Below are 21772 nucleotides of genomic sequence, written 5' to 3' on the forward strand. Positions count from 1 at the left end.
CAGGTTTGGGTAAAACCAGACTTTAACAACATCAGTTTTTGCTTACTTTTTCACTTTGTCGATTACAATGGCAATTACAAAAACCACTAAAGATGGGATAAGCCATGCAAGGTTTTGTTCTGCAAGAGGTAAGTGAGTCAGCGCATAAGGCAGTTCAAAGTTTGCAACTTTTAAACCGTCTAGAAGACCAAAGACCAAAGACACTGCGGTAACAGGTGCAATCACTCGGCGAGGATGATTAAAGAATTTCCAGCCAAAGCTCAGCATAATCACCACAATTGCAGGTGGATAAATTGCACTTAAAACAGGCACAGAAAAGGCGATGAGTTTGGTTAAACCTAAGTTTGAAATAATGAAAGAGAAACCAATCAGAATGAAGACCCAAACTTTATAGCCAATTTTAGTGATTGAACTGAAATATTCAGCACATGCACAGGTCAGGCCAATCGCAGTGACCATACACGCAATAAAAATCATGGCAGAAAGGAAGATAGAACCTAAGTCACCAAATGCATGTTGAACATATGCATGCAGGATCACTGCACCATTGCTCGCATTTGCTGCGACTTCATGGCTTCCAAGGCCAAGTTTAAATAAGCTGAGGTAAACTACAGTTAAACCAATACCAGAAATGATACTTGCAATAACTGCATAACGCGTAATCAGTTTAGGGTTGCTGACACCACGTGAACGAATGGCTTGAATAATCACAATACCAAAAACCAAAGCACCTAAAGTGTCCATGGTTAAATAACCATTTACAAAACCTTCAGAAACAGGGCTGTCGACATAATTATTGATGGCTGGCGGAACGAAACCCGTTGGAATCATCATCGCCGCAATGCCAAGGATGGCCAAAGATAAAATCTTCAGTGGCGAGAGTACATAGCCAACCGTGTCTAAAATTTTGTTTGGATACAGTGAAATGAGGGTGACTACACTAAAGTAGATTGCACTGTAGATCAGCAAGCTGCTGCTTGATGTTCCAAGATAAGATGAAAAACCAATTTCATAAGAAACGGTTGCAGTACGTGGTGTTGCAAAGAGTGGCCCGACAGTTAGGTAACACGTAATGGTTAAAATGAGGCTGGCTATTTTACCCAAAGGTGAACTTAAAATTTGAATCGAACCTTCGACACGTGACAGCGCAATAATGGTGATTACAGGTAAGCCTACAGCAGTGATTAAGAAACCAAAAGCTGCTAGCCATACATGCTCACCCGCTTGTTGAGCCACAATCGGTGGAAAGATAATGTTGCCCGCACCAATGAAGAGTGCGAAAGTCATAAAACCCAAAGCAACAATATCCCGAGTACGCAGACTTGTCATAAAAGGGAGATCGAGTTGAACAAAGGGGACGATTTTAGTGCATAAGTGTTTTTTTGGCTAATTTATTTCATGGGTGGTATTAAATTTTTTTATAAGATGAAAAGTGAATATATCAACTTGTAAAAAAATAGGTTGATATATGTAATTGATTATCCATTTTAAAATAGAAAAATTATAAATATTAAAAGCTTGAGGCGCTATTTTTCCTAAATTAAAAGTTGTAGTGCAAATGCTTTAAAATTACACAAATTTTTTAAAGGCCGGTTGTTGGAGGCTACCCTAAGATTTAAGTTTGAACAAAAATATTGAGAAAAGGTCTATACTTGCGACTTCATAATTGAGGATATTTCAATGCGTGGCTTAAATGTGAGCATAAAAACTGAACAAGATGTAGAAAAACTTCGTATATCTGGTCGTTTGGCTGCCGAAGTTTTAGCGATGATTGGTGAGCATGTAAAGCCGGGTGTCACGACTGAATATCTGGATGATATTTGTCATGACTTCATTGTAAATACCTTAAAAGTGACGCCTGCCAATATTGGTTATCATGGCTATACCAAAACCACCTGTATTTCTCCAAATGAAGTGGTCTGTCACGGTATTCCATCGCCGAATGTTGTACTCAAAGATGGCGATATTATTAATATTGATGTGGCGATTATTAAAGATGGCTACTTTGGTGATACCAGTCGTATGTACTATGTGGGTACAGTGAAACCGGAAGCCAAAAAGCTAGTCGATACGACTTATGAGGCGATGGTTGCGGGTATTCATGCTGTGAAGCAAGGTGCAACGCTTGGTGATATTGGTTATGCCATTCAAACAGTTGCGCACCGTGAAGGTTATAGTGTGGTACGCGAGTATTGTGGTCATGGTATTGGCAAGGTTTATCACGAACAGCCAAGCGTATTGCACTATGGTCAACCCGGTAAGGGGATGCAGCTTAAAGCGGGCATGGTGTTCACGATTGAACCGATGATTAATATGGGCAAAGCGCATGTCAAAGAACTTAAGGATGGTTGGACAGTTGTGACTGCCGATAAGTCTTTAACTGCGCAGTGGGAGCATATGGTACTCGTGACTGAAACAGGTTTTGAGTTACTATCACCTTGGCCTGAAGGTACGGGCAGTTATCCAGAAATTTAAGTTGATGTTTTGTCGGTGATTAAATTTTAGACTTTGGTCTAGCTTTGTGGCCTAAAAGCTAAATTAAGTCTTAAAAGCAATCACTGATATTTCTGAAACCCTTTATTTGTCGTGTTTTTGATATTTTTTGATTAAAACTTATACATGTAAGCTATTGGTCTAGACTTTATTTTGTCACTAAAATTGTTTCCAAGATACTCGCTGTAGTTTCTTATTTTGAAAGTTTATGAGCTTATCCACCTCGGTTAAGCTCTTTTTTTTGTCTCATGGATTGGCTCAATGTGATTGAGCATGTGTAGGGTTTAAAGTGATTTATTTGCGCTGAGGTGTTCAATTAAATAGTCAATAAACACACGGACAGCAGGCAGTAAACCACGACGTGAAGGATACACCGCATGAAAAATGCCGTGTGGTGCTTTCCAATCGGGCAATACACGAACCAGCTCACCACTTTTCACCATATCTTGTACGATGCTGTCTGGAAGTAAGGCAATACCGCAGTTTTTACGGACCAGTTGAGCCAACATACTCAAATCAGAGCCCATCACCACAGGATTGACGCGTATTTTCTTTTGTTGCTGCGCATCATTATGCACGATGATATGTTGGTCTAAATGCTCATCAACCATACTCAGTATATGATGTTGGCTTAAATCTTCAGGTTGTTTCAGTTCGCCAAATTCATTTAAGTAGGCTTGACTGGCAAATAAATGCTGCTCGATATTTTCAAATTTACGAATCACCAAACTTGGATCATCGTCTAGATTGGAGCGGACGCGAAGGGCAATATCAAAACCTTCGTTGATAATATCCACACGGCGATTGGTCACCATCATTTGTACTTTAATTTCGGGATAGGTTTTTAAGAAGCTCGGTAAAATACGTGCAATTTCGTTTTGTGCAATCGATACTGGCAGGCTGAGTTTAATTACACCGCGCGGTTGTAAACTGAGATGATCGACCAAATCGTGTGCAGCTTGTGCAGCATTCATCATCACTTGCGCATGACGGTAAATGTTCATGCCAATATCGGTCACGGCGAAGTGTCGAGAGCTGCGTTGAATTAGGCGTACACCCAAGCGCTCTTCGAGGTTATACACACGTCGACTGAGTTTGGACTTGGGAATATCTGTTGCGCGTTCGGCTGCGCTAAAACCACCATGTTCAACCACTTGAGCAAAACAATAAAAATCATCTAAATCGCTTAACATTCACGATGTCCATTTGTGCAACGATAGTCTTAATTAAAAAGTGATCGTTGCAGTTTGTCAATTTTGAAATTGTAGAGATTTAATTGAAAATACTCAGTTATTCAAAGGGTTTCACAGTATTTTCGCTTGTTTGAGTATTTCAAGCACTACTTTATATTCTTCAAGCCGTGCAAAGTCGCGTGCTGTTGGGTTGTTTATGCGCGAAAGGTTCATATTATCGAGTACATCGACATATTTTACTTGGGTTGCAAGAGGGTTTAATACAGTACGCTTGACCGTTTCCAAACGTGATTCACCTATTTGTTTGGTCAGTGCTTGTATGGCTTGAATGATCTCGGCACTAAAGCCAAGCGCTTCTAAGTCTTCAGCAGTCGTTGCGGTGTCTTCCAAAATGTCATGCAACACCGCAATGATTTGTAGGGTGGGATTGGAAAATTGCAACATTAGGCGAAGTGGATGCAAGATGTAAGGTTGTCCGCCCTTATCGAGTTGCCCCGCATGTTGGGTTGCAGCCAGTGCAATGGCTTTTTCTAAAGTCGACATGATTATTCTAGGTACTTTATCCTATGCTAAACTTCGCAGCATCTTTGTTTAAAAACTAAATTATGACTTATCAATTGATCCCACTAGACTGTGAAGCGACAGATCCCGTAGTGTGTCCACACTGCCAACAACAGGTAATTGATTGGTCTCAGGAACAATACGTTCAGCCTTGTGAGCATACCTTATTTATTGCGATGGACATTGGTTTTGAATATATCACAGATGAATTTGAAGCGACCATGAAGCGCAGTGTTGATGATCTCCATGCACATGATGATCAAGTGATTATGTTTGAAGAGTTAACTCAAGCCAGTTACCCAAAATTTATCATGTTAAAAGCACCACTTGGTGTTGAAGGCTATTCACGCTATTTAGGCTTTACGGCTTAATAAATAAAAGCGCCATTGCGGCGCTTTTATTTGAATCTGTCTTAGTTTTCTAAAGCTTCTTCTTCACTTTCATCATCTGCGGTATCCATACCTAGCTCTTTAAGTTTACGCGTAAGGGTGTTACGCCCCCAACCGAGTAACTCAGCCGCATGCCGTTTACGGCCACGGGTTTGTTGCAGCGCAGCAATGATCAATGTACGTTCGAACATTGGGGTGGCGATATCGAGGATTTTCATCTCGCCATTTTTCAGCTTTTGCACAGCCCATTGACCCAACAACTCGTCCCAATGATGCACCGCAATCCGATCTAAGTTTTGCGCGGCTTGCGCATCTTCACCTGAGCGGGTAATTGGAATTTGCTTCAGCTCTGATGGTAAGTCTTCAGGATAAACTTCACGTCCTGTAATCATGACCGTTAACCAGCGGCAAGTGTTCTCGAGCTGACGTACGTTTCCTTGCCAAGGCAGCTGTTGCATATATTCTTGCGTTTCAGGACGAAGGATTTTAGGGCTTACACCTAATTCTTTGCCTGCACGTGCCAAGAAGTGTTGCGCTAACATTGGGATGTCTTCGCTACGATGCGCCAGTTTTGGAATGTGAATGCGAATCACGTTCAGACGGTGATATAAGTCTTCACGGAAACGACCATCATGTACCAATTTTTCTAAGTCTTGGTGCGTTGCCGCGACAATACGTACATCTACTTTTACTGGGATATGCCCACCAACACGGTAAAACTCGCCATCAGCCAAGACACGCAGTAAACGCGTTTGTGTTTCAAAAGGCATATCGCCAATTTCATCTAAAAACAGCGTTCCACCATTGGCCTGTTCAAAGCGACCTTGGCGCTGGGTATTGGCGCCAGTAAATGCACCTTTCTCATGACCAAAAAGCTCTGTTTCAATTAGGTCTTTGGGAATCGCGGCCATGTTGAGTGCAATAAAAGGTTTGCTGCTCCGTGGTGAGTGGCGGTGTAGCGCATGCGCAACTAACTCTTTACCTGTACCAGATTCACCATTAATTAACACTGTAATGTGTGATTGAGACAAACGACCAATCGCGCGGAAGACTTCCTGCATAGCAGGAGACTCGCCAATGATTTCGGTCGATTGAATCGGTGGTACCGTTTTTGCCGATTCTTGCTGCTGCATTTTGGTGATGTGCAAAATCGCACGATTCACTAAAGCTAAGGCTTCATCAATATCAAAAGGCTTGGGTAAATACTCAAATGCGCCTGTTTGATAACTTGAAACAGCAGACTCTAGGTCAGAGTGAGCCGTCATAATAATGACAGGTAGATCAGGATAGTTGGCTTTAACTTTCGCTAAAAAAGTTAAGCCATCTATGCCGGGCATACGAATATCGGTCAAGATCACATCGGGTGCATCTAAACTGAGTTGGTCTAAAGCAGATTGAGCTTCTTCAAAACTTGTGACGTCAAAACCTTCTTCTTTGAACGTTTTTTCCAGCACCCAGCGCATGGCGCGATCGTCATCAATTACCCATATTTTATTTCGCGACATGGTTTAACTCCCAAGGTATATATAAGCTAAAAGTTGTTTTTCCGGGAACAGATTGGCATTCAATCATTCCGTTATGTTGATGCATAATATTTTGCGCAATACTTAAACCCAGTCCTGTGCCTTTAGCACGACCCGTGACCAGTGGGTAAAACACGGATTCTAAAATTTCTTCTGGAACGCCCGGACCATTGTCTTCGATATCAATCCGTACCACAGAGCGTTGCAGTACACCATTGATGGTCACTAAACGTTGAATACGGGTGCGTAACATTAGTTCAGGTTGGTGGTCGACAAAGAACTCTTTATTTTCAGTCATGGCTTGCACTGCATTGACGCTAATGTTCAGCATAACTTGTATCAGTTGATCACGATCGGCCATCACTTCAGGTAATGACAAATCATAATCACGGGTGATCTTAATTTTCTTTTTGGTTTGGTTGGTAATGAGTGAGCGAACACGCTCTAAAGGCTCATGTACATTGACCAACTCATAACTTGGGAGCTGACGTGAACCAAGCATGGTGTCTGCTAAATTACGTAAGCGATCGACTTCACTAATAATAATGTCGGTGAACTCGCTATATTGAGGATCATTGAGGCTACGTGCTAAAAGTTGTGTAGCACCGCGAATTCCGCCTAGCGGATTTTTAATTTCATGTGCAACACCGCGAATCAGTTGGCGTGCAACCTGATGTTGTTGTAAGAAGTTTTCTTCCTTGGAAATTTTGAGCATCCGATCAATCGGATTGATCTCAATTAAAAGCAAAGGATGATAGGGCTTATTTGAATTCAACTGTGACACGGTATAGTCAACATGAATATCTTTAAAGTTGACCTTAATGATGGCTTCACGGCGGGTGTAGTGTTGTCCCGAGTTTAAAGTATTGAGAAGAGCTTCTTCTGTATTGAACTCATCATTGGGTGCATGGAGTAAATTAAGCGCAGGTTGACCAGAGGCACGTAAAAGACTGATATCAAATAATGCTTCGCAAGAGGAATTTAAGTAAAAAATATTTAATTTACTGTCGACCAATAAAATCGCAGTGGTCAAATTGTCCACTAAAAGGCGATAGTCGATAGAAATAGGGTGATCCATTAGCGAATGTATCCTGTATTAAAATAGCGCAATGGCATCTTGATAAAGCATTAACCGTTCCAAATAGCGGACTGAATTGATGCAAATAAAGCAAAATGCACGCCAACTTTGATTTTGTATAGTGAAATGAGCACACTTTTTTTGCGGAATGCGCTGTAAATGAACGATTAGCTAAAGATATAGCGGATTCTAAAAATCAAGTAAACCGAAAGTGAATTAAAATGGTGCGTTATGTTAATTCTACTACAGTGTTGGTTTTATTTTGGTGCATTAAACAAAGAGTGTGGAATCGATCTGTTTTTATAAACAGAAAAGACATACAATACGCGCATTCTAGTGGAGCGCAGATTCATGAAATCCCCCAAAGTCGGTTTTGTTTCTTTAGGTTGTCCTAAGGCATTGGTTGATTCCGAACGAATTTTAACTCAGTTGAAGACTGAAGGTTATGATGTAGCATCAGATTATGATGGTGCGGATTTAGTTGTTGTAAATACCTGTGGTTTTATTGAATCTGCAGTGCAAGAGTCTTTAGATGCCATTGGCGAAGCCATGAGTGCGAACGGTCGTGTAATCGTTACGGGCTGCCTAGGTAAAGACGAAGACAAAATTCGCCAAATGCACCCAAATGTCTTAAAAGTGACAGGGGCGGCTGCATATCAAGAAGTGATGGAAGCTGTGCACCAATACGTGCCTGAGCCACCAAAACACAACCCATTTATTGACCTTGTTCCAGAACAAGGGATTCGTTTAACGCCGAAGCATTATGCGTACTTAAAAATCTCAGAAGGATGCAACCATCGTTGTACCTTCTGCATTATTCCAAGTATGCGTGGTGACTTAGTGTCTCGCCCAGTCGGTTCTGTTTTAGAAGAAGCGGCTGCGCTTAAACGTGCCGGTGTAAAAGAAGTACTCGTTATCTCCCAAGATACTTCTGCTTACGGCCTCGATACCAAATACAAATTAGACTTTTGGAATGGTCAACCTGTTAAGACGAAGTTCTATGACATGTGTGAGGCCTTAGGTCAACTCGGTATTTGGGTGCGTTTGCACTATGTATATCCATATCCACATGTGGATGCAGTGATTGACTTGATGGCACAAGGCAAAATTTTGCCTTATTTGGATATTCCATTCCAACATGCAAGTCCAAAAGTTTTAAAACTAATGAAACGGCCAGCGCATAGTGAAAATACACTTGAGCGTTTAAAGCTATGGCGTGAAAAATGTCCTGACTTGGTGATTCGCTCAACCTTCGTTGTGGGTTTCCCTGGCGAAACTGAAGAAGATTTTGAAATCTTGCTTGAGTGGTTGAAAGAAGCACAACTTGATCGCGTAGGCTGCTTTACGTATTCGCCTGTTGAAGGTGCGACAGCAAACGACTTGCCAGATCACGTGCCTGAAGAGATTAAGCAACAACGTTATGAGCGCTTTATGGAAGTGCAACAGGCGATTTCTGCTGCAAAACTTCAAAAGCGTGTTGGTCAGAAAATGACGGTGCTGGTCGATGAACTGGATGAAGAATTCCCAGTTGCGATTGCACGTTCATACGCAGATGCTCCTGAAATTGATGGCAATGTCTTTGTGGAAGATATTGATAAAAGCCAGATTAAATCAGGCGATTTGCTAGAAGTCGAAATTACCGATGCAGATGAATATGATCTGTATGCACAATTGATTTCGATTAAATCGAATTAAGACACAAATAAAATTTAAAAATTTAGATATTGGAGTTATTGCGATGTTGGATTCTAAAAAACCACGTTTTCAACGCATCTTACTGAAACTTTCTGGCGAAGCATTGGCTGGAAATAAAGATATGGGTATTGATGCTCAAGTACTTGATCAAATGTCTTTGGCCATTGCGCACTTAGTGGGTTTGGGTGTGCAAGTCGGGATTGTTGTGGGTGGTGGTAACTTATATCGCGGTAGTCAATTGCAAAAAGATGGTTTGGTTGGTCGCGTAACGGGTGACCAAATGGGTATGCTTGCAACCGTAATGAATGGTCTAGCATTACGTGATGCTTTGGTACGTCGTAATATTAAAACCCGTTTGATGTCAGCATTGCCAATTGGTGCTGTGGTTGAATCATACTCAAGCCGTGATGCAATTCGCCACCTGACTCAAGGTGAAGTTTGTGTGTTTGTCGCAGGTACAGGTAACCCATTCTTTACCACAGATACAGCAGCATGCTTACGTGGTATCGAGATTGAAGCAGACCTTATTTTGAAAGCAACGAAAGTTGACGGTGTCTACAACAAAGACCCAAGCAAATATGATGATGCTGTTAAATATGACACCTTAACTTTTGACCAAGTGTTAGATGAGAAATTGGGTGTGATGGATTTAACAGCGATTTGCTTGTGTCGTGACCATAATGTGCCGCTTCAAGTCTTTGACATGAATAAAGCAGGTTCATTGCTTTCAGTGGTTATGGGCGAAAAAGAGGGTACTCACGTAACGAACTAATGTACGTGACCTCGAAAGCTCTTTATACTACACGCTATTTTAGAATTTATATCTTTTCGAATTAAGTAAGGAAGATCACATGATTAACGATCTTAAAAAAGACGCAGAAGACCGTATGAACAAGTCACTTGACTCGTTAGAACACGGTTTTGCCAAGGTTCGTACAGGACGTGCGCATCCATCTATCTTAAACGGGGTGATGGTTCCTTACTATGGCTCAGATGTGCCATTAAACCAAGTGGCAAACGTGGGTGTTGAAGACTCGCGTACATTGTTGGTTCAGCCATTTGAGCGTACGATGGTTGCGGCAATTGATAAAGCGATTCGTGAGTCAGATTTGGGCTTAAACCCAATTACGGCTGATGCGATTCGTGTTCCAATGGCTGCATTGACGGAAGAAACACGTCGTGACATGCAAAAAGTTGCGCGTAACGAAGCTGAAAATGCAAAAGTTGCAGTACGTAATATTCGCCGTGATGTACTGGGCGACATCAAAGCATTGTTGAAAGAAAAAGAAATTTCTGAAGATGATGAGCGTCGTGCATCTGATGATATTCAAAAAATCACAGATAAGTTTGTTGCTGAAATCGACAAACGTCTTGCGAATAAAGAAGCTGAGTTGTTGAAGGTCTAACTTGTATAATGACCGATTCAGAAGATAAGCTTACTCTTCCAAAACATGTTGCCATCATCATGGATGGCAACAATCGTTTTGCCAAAAAAAATGCAATGCAAAAGGGCGATGGTCACCGTGAAGGAAAAAATGTCCTTGACCCAATTGTAGAGCATTGTCGAAAAAGAAATATTCAAGCATTAACCGTTTTTGCTTTTTCGAGTGAAAATTGGAAGCGCCCTCAAGCTGAAGTTGATTTGCTCATGAAACTGTTGGAAGACACGATTCATGAACAGTTGCCTCGTATGCATCAATATCAAATGTCCTTACGTTTTATTGGTGATCGTTCTAAATTATCTCCGCAATTGCGTGACTTAATGTTGCATGCCGAACAAGACACTGCTAATTTCGACAAGATGACTTTGACCATCGCAATTAGTTACGGTGGGATGTGGGATATGGCGCATGCGGCTAAGCAGATTGCACTTGCTGTTCAATCTCACTCGTTAGATCCTGAGCAAATTGATGAACATGTTTTTGGCCAATACGTAAGTTTGAGTGATTTACCCGCTGTAGATCTATTGATTCGTACAGGTGGGGATTTTCGTTTATCGAACTTTATGTTGTGGCAAGCAGCTTATGCAGAGCTTTACTTCACTCCGACTCTTTGGCCAGAGTTTAGTGTAGAAGAGTTTGATGACGCCTTGGCTGTATTTGGTGGGCGTGAACGTCGTTTCGGAAAAACGACGGAACAAATTCTACAAGATAAAATTGAGAACTAATAAATGTTAGAGCGGATTATAACCGCATTGGTTTTGGTGGCCGTTGTACTGAGTTGTATGTTTGCAACCCAGTCACACTATCCAATGTTTGTGCTGATGATTATTGCGGCAGGGGTTGCAGGCTATGAGTGGTTTAAACTCATGCCCCGTACAACAAAAAATGTTAATAAACCTCTAGCATGGGGTTTTGGTTTACTAAGTGCTGGCCTTGCTACACTTGCCTTATACTTTAATGATATTGCACTTCTACTTTGGGCTGCCTCTATTCTATGCTGGTTGCTCAGTCTGTATTGGGTTAAATCCTATCCAAATTATGATGCTTGGTATAATTCAACCCTTAAAGTGGTTGGGATTGTTCTGATATCTTCGGCTGTGACTGCTATTTTTGCACTCTGGAAGATGTCTCCATGGTGGCTGATGTACCTGTTTTTATTGGTATGGGGTGCTGACAGCGGGGCATACTTTGTTGGGCGTAAACTGGGTAAGCGTAAACTTGCACCTGAAGTGAGTCCAAATAAATCGTTGGAAGGTCTCTATGGTGGTGTGATTACGGCCATGATCATTGTGGTCGCTGTTGAAATCCTCTATTTAGACCTAACGTACGCACAGCATTTATTATTTCTTATTTTATCTGTAGTGACTGTATTTAGCTCAGTTTTAGGTGATTTGTTTGAGTCTATGATTAAACGTCGTGCTGGAATTAAAGACTCAGGTCGTATTTTGCCAGGGCATGGTGGGGTATTGGATCGTATTGACTCGCTACTGGCTGCGGCACCTATCTTTGCTGCGGGTGTATATGTGTTAAAACTTATTGGCGTAGATTTGTAAATGTCTCAATCTGTTTGTATTTTGGGTGTTACTGGTTCGATTGGGCAGAGCACCTTAAAAATATTGCAACAACATGCTGAACACTACACTGTGTTTGCTGTTACGGCACATAGTCGGATGCAAGAACTTGTCGATATTTGTCAGCAGTTTCAACCTGAAATTGCAGTTGTACCTCAAGCCAAAGTAGATGAACTGCGCCAGCTTCTAGTCGCAGCCAATTTACAAAACATTGAAATTTTGGCGGATGAGGCAGGCCTCATCGCAGTTGCTGAACATCCAGAAGTGGATGTGGTAATGGCGGCGATTGTTGGTGCGGCAGGTTTAATGCCGACGCTAGCAGCGGTAAAAGCAGGAAAGCGTGTCCTTTTGGCAAATAAAGAAGCGCTGGTGATGTCGGGTGACATCATGATGCAAGCTGCTCATGACCATCAGGCTCTTTTACTTCCTGTAGATTCTGAACATAATGCAATCTTTCAATGCTTGCCCCAGACCTATTTACAAGCTGAGCGTCACGGAAAGCCGAAACTTGGAGTGTCTGGTATCCTTCTGACTGCATCCGGCGGGCCATTTCTAAAACATAGTTTAGATGAATTACACAATGTAACGCCTGCACAGGCGTGCAAACACCCGAATTGGTCCATGGGGCAGAAAATTTCGGTTGATTCGGCGACCCTCATGAACAAAGGGTTAGAGCTAATTGAAGCTTGTCATCTTTTTTCAATCGAAGAACATTTTGTTACAGTAGTTGTGCATCCGCAGAGTATTATTCATTCCATGGTGCAATATGTGGATGGTTCAACATTGGCGCAAATGGGAAATCCTGATATGTGTACGCCGATTGCACATGCGTTGGCATGGCCTGAGCGTATTCAAACCCATGTTCCAGCTTTAGATTTATTTAAAAATCATCAGTTGGATTTTCAAGCGCCAGATACGCATCGATTCCCTGCATTAAGCTTGGCACGTCAAGCGATGAAAACTGGGGGCACAGCCCCAGCGATTTTAAATGCAGCCAATGAAATTGCGGTTGCTGCATTTTTAAATCAACAGGTGGGGTTTATGGGTATTCCTGCTATTGTTGAACACACTTTGAATACCATCCCACATCAAGCAGCAACACAACTTGATGTTATTTTAGAAGCCGATCAAAACGCACGTCATGTTGCTCAGCAATATGTGGTGAATATAGGAATTTAAGCATGAGCGCCTTGTTTATGATTGTTGCGGCAATTTTGCTTTTAGGCCCACTTATTGCAATACATGAGTTTGGGCACTATTTTGTTGCGCGTAAATTGGGCGTAAAAGTTTTAGTTTATTCCATTGGTTTTGGGCCAACGGTTTTAAAGTGGACTTCTAAAAAGTCAGGTATTCAATATCAGCTTTCGGCATTGCCCTTGGGTGGTTATGTCAAAATGCTGGATGAGCGTGAAGGTGATGTTGCTGAAGAGGATGCGCCCAAAGCATTTAATCGTCAGTCACCTTGGAAGCGTATCGCAATTGTTGCAGCGGGCCCATTGATTAACTTGGCATTCGCCATTTTTCTGTTTTGGATTTTGTTTTTACCTGCACAAGAGCAGTTGAATACACGTGTGGGTAAAGTGCTACCTAATACACCTGCAGCACAAGTTCAAATGCAAGTGGGCGATAAAATTACCGCTGTTGATGGCTTAACGACACCAACTTGGGAAAAGTTGAATTTTGCCTTGGTTGATCGTGTAGGTGAAACGGGATCAATCCAAATTCAGGCCGAACGTGCGGGACAAGTTAAGACATTTAGTTTGCCTATTCAAAACTTCTTGAAAGATCAAACACAGTCTTCGCTTGATGTTCTGGGTTTTACGCCTTATCGACCTAAAATTCCTGCGGTCGTGACTAAGTTGAGCGAAGATGGTGCAGCCATTCGTCAGGGTATGCAACAAGGTGACAAAATTGTCGCGATTGATGGCATTAAGATGAATGATTGGTTTGATGTGGTTCAAGTGGTTCAAGCTTCACCTGAGAAATTGTTAAAAATTGATGTGCTTCGTCAAAATAAATTAGTACAACTTGAGGTGATGCCGCAAGGTAAGCGCGACAATATGGGCAAGGTTTCTGGTGTCTTAGGTGTACAAAGTGACCCTGGGAAAATCAGTATTCCTACAGAATATAAACAAACGATACAATATAATCCTGCCGAAGCCTTCATGATGGCGGTAGATAAAACCGGTCAACTGTCGAGTATGATTTTGAACTCGATTGTAAAAATGGTGCGCGGTTTGATTGGTCTAGACAACCTATCAGGACCGATCACGATTGCCAAAGTCGCAGGACAAAGTGCGGAAATGGGTTGGCAAACTTTTATCTCATTTATGGCATTGATGAGTGTAAGTTTAGGGATATTAAATTTATTGCCTATTCCTATGCTTGATGGTGGACATTTGGTCTATTATTTTATAGAACTAATACGTGGTAAACCTGTTTCTGAACAAATACAATTGGTTGGTTTAAAAATTGGTATGGTATTGCTCGGAAGTATGATGCTTTTGGCACTATTCAATGATTTTATGCGTTTGTAAAAAAGCGTAGATACGGAATTAAATTTTACATCGGAAAAAACTGGCATGCAGCACACACATTTATTTATGCCTTTGGCGCTCATCAGTGCTATGGCAACAGTACAACAAGTATATGCAGCAGAAGATTATATAGTACGTGATATTAAGGTTGATGGACTTGTTCGTTTAACGCCAGCAAATGTCTATGGAATGATTCCGTTGAATAGTGGGGATCGTGTGAGCGATGCAGCACTTGCCAATGCCATTCGTAGTTTATATGCAACAGGTTTGTTTGATGACATTAAAACAGAAAAGCAGGGTGATACGCTGGTTTTCAAAGTTGTCGAACGTCCACTAATTTCTAAAGTTGAATTTAAAGGTAATAAACTCATTCCTAAAGAGGCCTTGGAAGAAGGCTTGAAGAAGATGGGGATTACCGAAGGTGAAGTGCTGAAAAAATCAGCGCTACAGACGGTTGAGTCTGAGCTTGAACAACAGTACATGCAGCAAGGTCGTTATGATGCTGATGTAAAAGTTGTGACAACAGCGAAGCCGAACAACCGTGTAGATCTTACTATTGAGTTTGTTGAAGGTAAGGCTGCAAAAGTTGTAGATATCAATATTATTGGTAATACCGTATTTAAAGAAAGCGAAATTGAACAAGCGTTTGCGGTAAAAGAAAGTGGTTGGACGTCCATTATTTCACGTAATGACCGTTATGCACGTGAAAAGATGGCTGCAAGCTTAGAGTCTTTACGTGCACTTTATTTAAACAAAGGCTATATCAACTTTAATATCAATCACTCAAGCTTAAATTTAAGTGAAGATAAAAAGAATATTTTTGTTGAAGTTTCAGTGGATGAAGGCGAACAGTTTAAATTTGGCGAAACCAAATTTTTGGGCGATGCTTTATACACCCCAGCAGAACTGAAAGCTTTACAAATATATAAAGATGGCGATATCTATTCACAAGAAAAAGTGAATGCGGTTAAACAGTTGCTTCTACGTAAATACGGTAATGCAGGTTATTACTATGCAGAAGTGAACGTCGTGCCTCAGATTGATAAAGAAACTCATCTGGTGGATTTAAATTATTATGTGAATCCAGGTCAGCAAGTAACTGTGCGTCGTATTAACTTTACCGGCAACACGAAAACTGCGGATGAAGTATTACGTCGTGAAATGCGCCAAATGGAAGGTGCACTTGCAAGTAATGAGAAAATTGATTTATCTAAAGTTCGTTTAGAGCGTACAGGCTTCTTTAAGACTGTAGATATCAAGCCTGCACGTGTTCCGAACACAGCCGACCAAGTTGATTTAAATATTAATGTTGAAGAGCAGCACTCAGGTACCAGTACTTTAGCAGTTGGTTTCTCGCAAAGCGGCGGTATAACCTTCCAAGCGGGTCTAAGTCAAACTAATTTCATGGGTACAGGTAACTCTGTTGCTATTGATTTATCACGCTCAGAAACGCAAGATTACTACAACCTAAGTGTGACGGATCCGTACTTTACGATTGATGGTGTACGTCGTGGTTATAACATGTACTACCGTAAAACCAAGTTGGATGAAGACTATAACGTCAACAACTATGTGACGGACAGTTTTGGTGGTGGTATCAATTTTGGTTATCCAATTGATGAAAACCAAAGCATTAGTGCGGGTTTAAACATCGACCAAACTGAAGTCACCACAGGTCCGTATGTATCGACCTATGTACGTGATTACTTGCTGGCACATGGCGGTAAGACAAAAAGTACATCGACTTATTGTATGGTTGACTTAGTTTTAGATCCTACAACAGGTGGTTATGTTTGCCCAGATGGTCAGACATCTGCTCCTTATGGTTCTGAGTTTACCGGTGACTTCTTAACATATAACTTAAACTTGGGTTGGTCATATAACACCTTAAACCGTCCGGTGTTCCCGACATCTGGTATGTCGCATCGTATTAATGGTGAAATTGCACTACCAGGCAGTGATGTTGAATATCAAAAGTTGACTTATGATGCTCAGGCTTACTTCCCGCTTGCGAAAGACTTTGTATTACGTGGCTATGGTAAGTTGGGTTATGGTAATGACTTACCATTCTATAAAAACTTCTATGCAGGTGGTTTTGGTTCGGTACGTGGTTATGACAACAGTACCTTAGGTCCGAAATACCCAGGCGTAACTTATAGTGAATCAAGATCTAAAGATAATGACTATGAGGAAGTGGGTGGTAACGCACTGATCCAATTTGGTACAGAATTGGCTTTGCCTTTACCATTTAAAGGGGATTGGACGCGTCAGGTTCGCCCAGTTATCTTTGCTGAAGGTGCGCAAGTATTTGATACGCAGTGTGATGTTCCATCTGGCCAGTTATATATGACTGGAAGTAAAACTGATGCTGGGGTAGATGCGAAACAATACTGTAAAGACAACTTCGGTTTCGAGCTTGATAACATGCGCTATAGCGTGGGCGTAGGCTTTACTTGGATTACGATGATTGGTCCATTGTCTCTCAGTTATGCATACCCATTGAATGATAAAGATGGCGATGAAACAAAGAACATTCAATTTGAAATCGGTCGTACCTTCTAAGGTCGACCGTTTCTCTACATGAAAGATATAAATATGAAAAAATTTCTTACAGCTTTAACACTTACTGCATTAACTTCTACAGTGGTGAATGCTGCTGGTTATGGTGTGGTGGATCTTGAGCGTGTTGTTGAAAATAGCACCTATTTAAAACAGCAAAATTCGAGTTTTCAACAGAAAATTCAACCGCAAAGCACGAAGCTTGATCAGCTTAGTAAAGAGCTTCAAGACTTACAACAGCGTTTACAAACAGGTGATAAGCTGAGCGCTACGGATAAGCAAAAAATGGTGACTCAGTATCAAACCAAAATGAACGAGTTCAACACTTTGCAGCAAACCATGCAAAGCAGTGTGCAAAGCTCTATTCAGCAAGTACGTACTGTATTTGATGGTCGTGTAAAGCAGGTTGCTGAACAATTGCGTAAAGAAAATCAATTAGATGTTGTTTTGAATAAAAACTCAGCACTTGCCTATGACGCTAAGTATGATTTAACTGATAAAATGATTCAAAAGGTTAACGCAATTAAGTAATCAATGAATCCTCAACAGTACCGCTTAGAAGATCTTGCTCGTTTAGTCCAAGGTGAGTGTGTAGGTCAAGCTGATTTAATCCTTAAGGGATTAGCAAGTCTAGATTCGGCAGAATCTAGACATCTTGCATTTGTAAATGGTGAAAAATACTTAGAGCAAGCACAGCAGTCTAAAGCTGGAGCATTCATTGTTACAGCTGATCTGAAAGATCACTTGGTTGAACATCAAAACTTTATTGTTGTTGCCAATCCTTATTTAGCCTTTGCTATTTTAACCCATGCTTTTGAGGTTAAACACACTGAACAGGGCATCGAAAGCACTGCGCAGATCCATCCTTCTGCAATCATCTCAGATACTGCTTATATTGGTCATTATGTGGTCATTGGTGCAAATTGCGTTGTTGGCAATGACACGATTATTCATTCACATGTCAGCATACATGATGGGGTTGAAATTGGCCGCAGCGGTTTAATTGAATCGCATGTAAGTTTGATGTCATGCAAAATTGGCGATCGTGTTCGTATTCATGCCAATACTGTGATTGGTAGTGAAGGTTTTGGTTTTGCCCCTTATCAAGGGAAATGGCATCGAATTGCTCAATTGGGTTCGGTCATCATCGGTAATGATGTACGGATTGGTTCAAATTGTAGTATTGATCGCGGTGCATTGGATGACACAATTTTGGAAGATGGTGTCATTATTGATAACCTTGTGCAAATCGCCCATAACGCTAAAATTGGTGCCAATTCGGCTTTTGCTGCTAATACTGCAATAGCGGGTAGTACAACTATTGGCAAAAATTGCATCGTAGGTGGTGGGTCTGCAATTGCAGGGCACCTAAATATTGTTGATAATGTCACTTTAACTGGAATGTCAATGGTCACAAATAATATTTCTGTGGCTGGAACATATTCTTCAGGAATTGGACTGTTTGAAAATCAAAAGTGGAAACGCACCGTTGTTCGTTTAAGACAATTAGCAGATGTGCCATTGACCCAATTGGTAAAAAAACTTGATCATATGCAGGCTCAAATCGAGTCCCTTGAATCAACAATTAAATTGCGTAAATAGAAATATGATGACTGAGTCGAATTCTACTAGTTTCACGAAACCTGAATTGCCAATGACGATTCAAACCATTCGTGAGTACTTACCACACCGCTATCCTTTTTTATTGGTCGATCGTGTTGTTGATGTGACTGAAAATGGAATTGTGGCGTATAAAAATGTGTCTATTAATGAAGAGTTTCTTCAAGGCCATTTCCCTAATTATCCAATTATGCCTGGTGTTTTGATTGTCGAAGCATTAGCGCAAGTTTCAGGTATTCTTGGTTTCATCATGAACAATGAGAAACCAAGTGAAGGTTCTTTGTTCTTGTTTGCAGGTGCAGAGAAAGTTCGCTTTAAAAAGCAAGTCGTTGCAGGCGACCAATTGGTGTTAAAATCAGAATTGGTCATGCAGAAACGTGGTATTTACAAATATAATTGTATTGCCACCGTTGACGGTGTAGTAGCAGCATCTGCGGAAATTATGGTTTCGCATCAGAAAATAGAGCAATCATGAGCAATAACGAATTTATTCACCCAACAGCAATCATCGATGCATCTGCCGTGATTGCAGCAGATGCAAAGATTGGACCGTATTGTATTATTGGTCCAAATGTCACTATTGGTGCAGGTACGCAGTTACATTCGCATGTAGTGGTCGGTGGTTATACGCGTATTGGAGAACACAATGAAATTTTCCAATTCGCAAGCGTGGGTGAGGTCTGCCAAGATCTAAAATATGCAGGTGAAGAAACCTGGTTAGAAATTGGTGACTATAATAAAATTCGTGAGCATTGTAGTTTACACCGTGGTACGGTTCAGGATCACGGTATAACCAAGATTGGTAGCCATAATTTATTGATGGTGAATACACATATTGCGCACGACTGCGTGGTCGGTGATCATAATATTTTTGCAAACAATGTCGGCGTAGCTGGTCATGTTCATGTTGGTGACTATGTGATTGTCGGCGGTAACTCGGGTATACACCAATTTTGTAAGATTGACTCTTATAGCATGATTGGTGGTGCATCATTGATTGTAAAAGATGTCCCTGCTTATGTGATGGTTTCTGGTAATCCTGCACATGCTTTTGCGATGAATGTTGAAGGCATGCGTCGTAAAGGTTGGTCTAAAAATGTGATTCAAGGTTTACGTACTGCATTTAAACTGATCTATAAAGAAGGTTTAACGACAGAGCAGGCTTTAGAACGTATCCGTGCAGAAATTTTGCCTGAAGTTGCTGAGGTACAGCTGCTTATTGACTCTTTAGAACAGTCAGAGCGTGGCATTGTGCGTTAAGTTTATTCCAAAAATAAAAAAAGACACTTCGCGTGTCTTTTTTTATATCTATAGGAAAATTATTTTTTAAAGAAAGAGGCTTCTTCAGACTTGGGATATTGCTTAAGGAGTTTGGCTTTGTATTGGTTGGCCTGAGCCGTATTTTTATCCACTTCTTTGGCAATATTGTAGAGTTGATAGACGGCTCGAGGCGCACGCGAAGAGTTTGGGTATTGGTTTGCCACAATCCCGTAGTTCTTTTTCGCTTCTGCATAGTTGGTAGGTTCAATCGCTAAATTAAATTCCGCTAACCAGAAATATGCATTGCTGATGTAAACACTGTTGGGGTTGTTTTTAATAAAATTTTGCATGGGTGCAATCGCTTTCTTCGCACCACCTTGCTTATAGGCATCCAATGCGACAGTATACGCGGCTTTTTCTAGCTCAGATGGCTCTGATGTGTTTTGCGTACTGACCACTACAGGTGCTTTGTTTACTGCTACCGTGGTTGTGCTACTGCTGGCGTTGGTGATTGTGGTGTTACTGGGAGGAGTATCCTGTTGGTTATCCTCCGTTGTAGTACTCGCTTCTGGGTCTACTTTTTGCTGAAGTAACTCTAAGCGTTGATCTAGGTCAGCGTAACGGTTTTCCAACTCATGTTTGAGTTGAGCGATTTCGTTGTCTTGTTCTTCAAGTTTGCCGCGTAAGCTACGCAAATCATTTTCTAATTGTTGGTTCTTTTGCATGATTTGCCAATTAATATTGGTTGCTGTTGCACTCGCACCTGTGTCTACTGCGACGCTGGTTGGATTGACACTATTGTTCGTTGCTTGGCTTAAGCCGCGAGATTCAATTGGAATATTGGCGAAAACAGGCGTTGTGCAAAGTAGGGTGAGGGCACATAGGCTATGCTTCTTTAGCATCATAAAATATCCGTGTTATAAGGCTTTGATGGGGGATACATCAAACAAAATTCATTTACCCCATTAAAAACGGCAACGTTATGAATTGCAATAAGCTTTTACATTGTTGTCGTATATTTAGGTAAATGAATGTAGCCTAGTCGTTACCAATAATTGAGCGATTTTTCTTGAGTTTGTTTTATAAATAGTCAATTGAATGAAATGCTTATTGAAAAGTCGTTTATAGGCTTGCAACTTAGGGAAAAATCTCTATACTCTGTCCTTGCAATGGTAGCCCTGCTGGTTACTTCGCAATTGTATTCCACGAACCCCGCCAGGACCGGAAGGTAGCAACGGTAGTAGAAATATGATGTGCCGAAGGCTTGCTGGTAGGGTTGCCACCATATTCATTTATTAAAAATATAATAATCAATATACAAATATATTGTATGTAGACCAAATTTAAAATATCTTTCCATTCACTGTTATTAGGTTTGTAATATTTCCTATTCTCTTTACCCTTAGCTTTTGTTTTAAAGATTCATTTACTCTATTCCTCACCTCTTTTTGCTCTCTAGCATTTGTACTTTTTCTTAGGTGATGTATTTTAATATCACGTTAAATCGCGATCATTTAATTTATCGAAAATTATTTCAAGCAATAGAAATCATTGCATTATTTTTTATCTTACTCGTCTTGTATATATTCAAGATTTTCTGAATTTAGTTTGATTTATATTTATTTAAGAGTGTTATAGTTTTATAATTCATTAACGATTACATGTAGTTAATGTTGGGTGTGAATATAAGATCAATATTTATAAAGGTGATTTGGGCATAGCTTGGCAGAGTAAAACTTGAAGTGCGACATAAACCACCTAATTAATTTAAAGGGTTTATGGAGTATATAAAATTGTCATACCATCATCTTAACTTTGAAGATCGTACTGCATTAATGCTTGAGTCAAGAA

20 protein-coding genes and 1 other RNA gene are annotated in these 21772 nt (G+C 40.8%); 15 read left to right on the plus strand and 6 right to left on the minus strand.

Features of this window, described 5'->3' with window-relative positions; all coding sequences use genetic code 11:
- Positions 1 to 42 precede the first annotated feature (42 nt).
- A complete protein-coding gene (gene brnQ, locus HYI04_RS03960) occupies positions 43 to 1329 on the minus strand; it encodes a branched-chain amino acid transport system II carrier protein (RefSeq protein ID WP_010326996.1) in 1287 nt (428 codons plus the stop codon).
- Positions 1330 to 1680: 351 nt separating this feature from the next.
- Here brnQ and map point away from each other — a divergent pair, with 351 nt between their 5' ends.
- On the plus strand, positions 1681 to 2475 hold the full coding sequence (gene map, locus HYI04_RS03965; protein ID WP_005400725.1) for a type I methionyl aminopeptidase: 795 nt from the start codon (positions 1681 to 1683) through the stop codon (positions 2473 to 2475).
- A 302-nt stretch (positions 2476 to 2777) separates the two neighbouring features.
- On the opposite strand, the gene HYI04_RS03970 is transcribed toward map, so the two are convergent.
- Both HYI04_RS03970 and HYI04_RS03975 read right to left on the minus strand, forming a co-directional pair.
- Positions 2778 to 3686 (minus strand): LysR family transcriptional regulator, encoded by a 909-nt coding sequence (locus tag HYI04_RS03970; protein ID WP_010326995.1) that lies wholly within the window; start codon positions 3684 to 3686, stop codon positions 2778 to 2780.
- 111 nt (positions 3687 to 3797) lie between these two features.
- The gene (locus tag HYI04_RS03975) at positions 3798 to 4229 is read right to left on the minus strand and encodes a phosphohydrolase (protein WP_010326994.1); all 432 of its coding nucleotides are present in this window, start codon (positions 4227 to 4229) and stop codon (positions 3798 to 3800) included.
- 62 nt (positions 4230 to 4291) lie between these two features.
- Here HYI04_RS03975 and HYI04_RS03980 point away from each other — a divergent pair, with 62 nt between their 5' ends.
- On the plus strand, positions 4292 to 4618 hold the full coding sequence (locus HYI04_RS03980) for a hypothetical protein (RefSeq protein WP_178895859.1): 327 nt from the start codon (positions 4292 to 4294) through the stop codon (positions 4616 to 4618).
- 41 nt (positions 4619 to 4659) lie between these two features.
- Here the strand turns inward: HYI04_RS03980 and glnG are convergent, their stop codons facing one another.
- A complete protein-coding gene (gene glnG, locus HYI04_RS03985; protein WP_004696552.1) occupies positions 4660 to 6141 on the minus strand; it encodes a nitrogen regulation protein NR(I) in 1482 nt (493 codons plus the stop codon).
- Positions 6128 to 7237 carry a nitrogen regulation protein NR(II) gene (glnL, locus tag HYI04_RS03990; protein ID WP_004696555.1) on the minus strand — a complete coding sequence of 370 codons (1110 nt, stop codon included), beginning with the start codon at positions 7235 to 7237 and terminating at the stop codon, positions 6128 to 6130. The genes glnG and glnL overlap by 14 nt, the downstream gene beginning before the upstream one ends.
- A gap of 351 nt (positions 7238 to 7588) precedes the next feature.
- Between glnL and rimO the strand changes: the two genes are divergently transcribed.
- From rimO to lpxA, 12 genes are all read left to right on the plus strand, one after another.
- The gene (gene rimO, locus HYI04_RS03995) at positions 7589 to 8932 is read left to right on the plus strand and encodes a 30S ribosomal protein S12 methylthiotransferase RimO (protein ID WP_004696556.1); all 1344 of its coding nucleotides are present in this window, start codon (positions 7589 to 7591) and stop codon (positions 8930 to 8932) included.
- Positions 8933 to 8975: 43 nt separating this feature from the next.
- Positions 8976 to 9704, plus strand: a complete 729-nt coding sequence (pyrH, locus tag HYI04_RS04000) for a UMP kinase (protein WP_010326991.1) — start codon at positions 8976 to 8978, stop codon at positions 9702 to 9704.
- Between the two features lie 79 nt (positions 9705 to 9783).
- A complete protein-coding gene (gene frr, locus HYI04_RS04005; RefSeq protein WP_010326990.1) occupies positions 9784 to 10338 on the plus strand; it encodes a ribosome recycling factor in 555 nt (184 codons plus the stop codon).
- Between the two features lie 8 nt (positions 10339 to 10346).
- The gene (gene uppS, locus HYI04_RS04010; RefSeq protein ID WP_010326989.1) at positions 10347 to 11099 is read left to right on the plus strand and encodes a polyprenyl diphosphate synthase; all 753 of its coding nucleotides are present in this window, start codon (positions 10347 to 10349) and stop codon (positions 11097 to 11099) included.
- Between the two features lie 3 nt (positions 11100 to 11102).
- Complete coding sequence (locus tag HYI04_RS04015) at positions 11103 to 11927, plus strand: CDP-archaeol synthase (RefSeq protein ID WP_004981939.1); 825 nt, start codon at positions 11103 to 11105, stop codon at positions 11925 to 11927.
- Positions 11928 to 13124 carry a 1-deoxy-D-xylulose-5-phosphate reductoisomerase gene (ispC, locus tag HYI04_RS04020; protein ID WP_094148175.1) on the plus strand — a complete coding sequence of 399 codons (1197 nt, stop codon included), beginning with the start codon at positions 11928 to 11930 and terminating at the stop codon, positions 13122 to 13124.
- A 2-nt stretch (positions 13125 to 13126) separates the two neighbouring features.
- Entirely contained in the window at positions 13127 to 14482 is a 1356-nt protein-coding gene (gene rseP, locus HYI04_RS04025) for an RIP metalloprotease RseP (RefSeq protein WP_159152816.1), read from the plus strand.
- Between the two features lie 45 nt (positions 14483 to 14527).
- The gene (gene bamA / locus HYI04_RS04030; RefSeq protein ID WP_159152815.1) at positions 14528 to 17044 is read left to right on the plus strand and encodes an outer membrane protein assembly factor BamA; all 2517 of its coding nucleotides are present in this window, start codon (positions 14528 to 14530) and stop codon (positions 17042 to 17044) included.
- Between the two features lie 33 nt (positions 17045 to 17077).
- Positions 17078 to 17572 (plus strand): OmpH family outer membrane protein, encoded by a 495-nt coding sequence (locus tag HYI04_RS04035; protein WP_159152814.1) that lies wholly within the window; start codon positions 17078 to 17080, stop codon positions 17570 to 17572.
- Positions 17573 to 17575: 3 nt separating this feature from the next.
- Complete coding sequence (lpxD, locus tag HYI04_RS04040) at positions 17576 to 18643, plus strand: UDP-3-O-(3-hydroxymyristoyl)glucosamine N-acyltransferase (protein WP_159152813.1); 1068 nt, start codon at positions 17576 to 17578, stop codon at positions 18641 to 18643.
- A gap of 7 nt (positions 18644 to 18650) precedes the next feature.
- Entirely contained in the window at positions 18651 to 19136 is a 486-nt protein-coding gene (gene fabZ / locus HYI04_RS04045; protein ID WP_010326983.1) for a 3-hydroxyacyl-ACP dehydratase FabZ, read from the plus strand.
- Positions 19133 to 19921 (plus strand): acyl-ACP--UDP-N-acetylglucosamine O-acyltransferase, encoded by a 789-nt coding sequence (gene lpxA, locus HYI04_RS04050; RefSeq protein WP_159152812.1) that lies wholly within the window; start codon positions 19133 to 19135, stop codon positions 19919 to 19921. Before fabZ ends, lpxA begins: the two co-directional genes overlap by 4 nt.
- Positions 19922 to 19980: 59 nt before the next feature.
- Here the strand turns inward: lpxA and HYI04_RS04055 are convergent, their stop codons facing one another.
- The gene (locus tag HYI04_RS04055) at positions 19981 to 20826 is read right to left on the minus strand and encodes a YbgF trimerization domain-containing protein (RefSeq protein ID WP_159152811.1); all 846 of its coding nucleotides are present in this window, start codon (positions 20824 to 20826) and stop codon (positions 19981 to 19983) included.
- Between the two features lie 274 nt (positions 20827 to 21100).
- On the opposite strand from HYI04_RS04055, the gene ffs reads away from it, so the two are divergent.
- An RNA gene (gene ffs, locus HYI04_RS04060) (signal recognition particle sRNA small type) lies at positions 21101 to 21197 on the plus strand.
- The last annotated feature ends 575 nt before the right edge of the window (positions 21198 to 21772 follow it).

This window comes from Acinetobacter sp. SwsAc2, from assembly GCF_013391465.1.
Taxonomy (GTDB): Bacteria; Pseudomonadota; Gammaproteobacteria; order Pseudomonadales; family Moraxellaceae; genus Acinetobacter; species Acinetobacter johnsonii.

Excerpts from the sequence above, each read along its gene's own strand:
- frr (WP_010326990.1), top strand. The coding sequence starts at position 9,784 with ATGATTAACGATCTTAAAAAAGACGCAGAAGACCGTATGAACAAGTCA.
- HYI04_RS03980 (WP_178895859.1), top strand. The coding sequence starts at position 4,292 with ATGACTTATCAATTGATCCCACTAGACTGTGAAGCGACAGATCCCGTA.
- glnL (WP_004696555.1), bottom strand. The coding sequence starts at position 7,237 with ATGGATCACCCTATTTCTATCGACTATCGCCTTTTAGTGGACAATTTG.
- rimO (WP_004696556.1), top strand. The coding sequence starts at position 7,589 with ATGAAATCCCCCAAAGTCGGTTTTGTTTCTTTAGGTTGTCCTAAGGCA.
- lpxA (WP_159152812.1), top strand. The coding sequence starts at position 19,133 with ATGAGCAATAACGAATTTATTCACCCAACAGCAATCATCGATGCATCT.
- ispC (WP_094148175.1), top strand. The coding sequence starts at position 11,928 with ATGTCTCAATCTGTTTGTATTTTGGGTGTTACTGGTTCGATTGGGCAG.
- brnQ (WP_010326996.1), bottom strand. The coding sequence starts at position 1,329 with ATGACAAGTCTGCGTACTCGGGATATTGTTGCTTTGGGTTTTATGACT.
- HYI04_RS03970 (WP_010326995.1), bottom strand. The coding sequence starts at position 3,686 with ATGTTAAGCGATTTAGATGATTTTTATTGTTTTGCTCAAGTGGTTGAA.
- rseP (WP_159152816.1), top strand. The coding sequence starts at position 13,127 with ATGAGCGCCTTGTTTATGATTGTTGCGGCAATTTTGCTTTTAGGCCCA.
- lpxD (WP_159152813.1), top strand. The coding sequence starts at position 17,576 with ATGAATCCTCAACAGTACCGCTTAGAAGATCTTGCTCGTTTAGTCCAA.
- bamA (WP_159152815.1), top strand. The coding sequence starts at position 14,528 with ATGCAGCACACACATTTATTTATGCCTTTGGCGCTCATCAGTGCTATG.
- map (WP_005400725.1), top strand. The coding sequence starts at position 1,681 with ATGCGTGGCTTAAATGTGAGCATAAAAACTGAACAAGATGTAGAAAAA.
- glnG (WP_004696552.1), bottom strand. The coding sequence starts at position 6,141 with ATGTCGCGAAATAAAATATGGGTAATTGATGACGATCGCGCCATGCGC.
- pyrH (WP_010326991.1), top strand. The coding sequence starts at position 8,976 with ATGTTGGATTCTAAAAAACCACGTTTTCAACGCATCTTACTGAAACTT.
- HYI04_RS04015 (WP_004981939.1), top strand. The coding sequence starts at position 11,103 with ATGTTAGAGCGGATTATAACCGCATTGGTTTTGGTGGCCGTTGTACTG.
- uppS (WP_010326989.1), top strand. The coding sequence starts at position 10,347 with ATGACCGATTCAGAAGATAAGCTTACTCTTCCAAAACATGTTGCCATC.
- HYI04_RS04055 (WP_159152811.1), bottom strand. The coding sequence starts at position 20,826 with ATGATGCTAAAGAAGCATAGCCTATGTGCCCTCACCCTACTTTGCACA.
- HYI04_RS03975 (WP_010326994.1), bottom strand. The coding sequence starts at position 4,229 with ATGTCGACTTTAGAAAAAGCCATTGCACTGGCTGCAACCCAACATGCG.
- HYI04_RS04035 (WP_159152814.1), top strand. The coding sequence starts at position 17,078 with ATGAAAAAATTTCTTACAGCTTTAACACTTACTGCATTAACTTCTACA.
- fabZ (WP_010326983.1), top strand. The coding sequence starts at position 18,651 with ATGACTGAGTCGAATTCTACTAGTTTCACGAAACCTGAATTGCCAATG.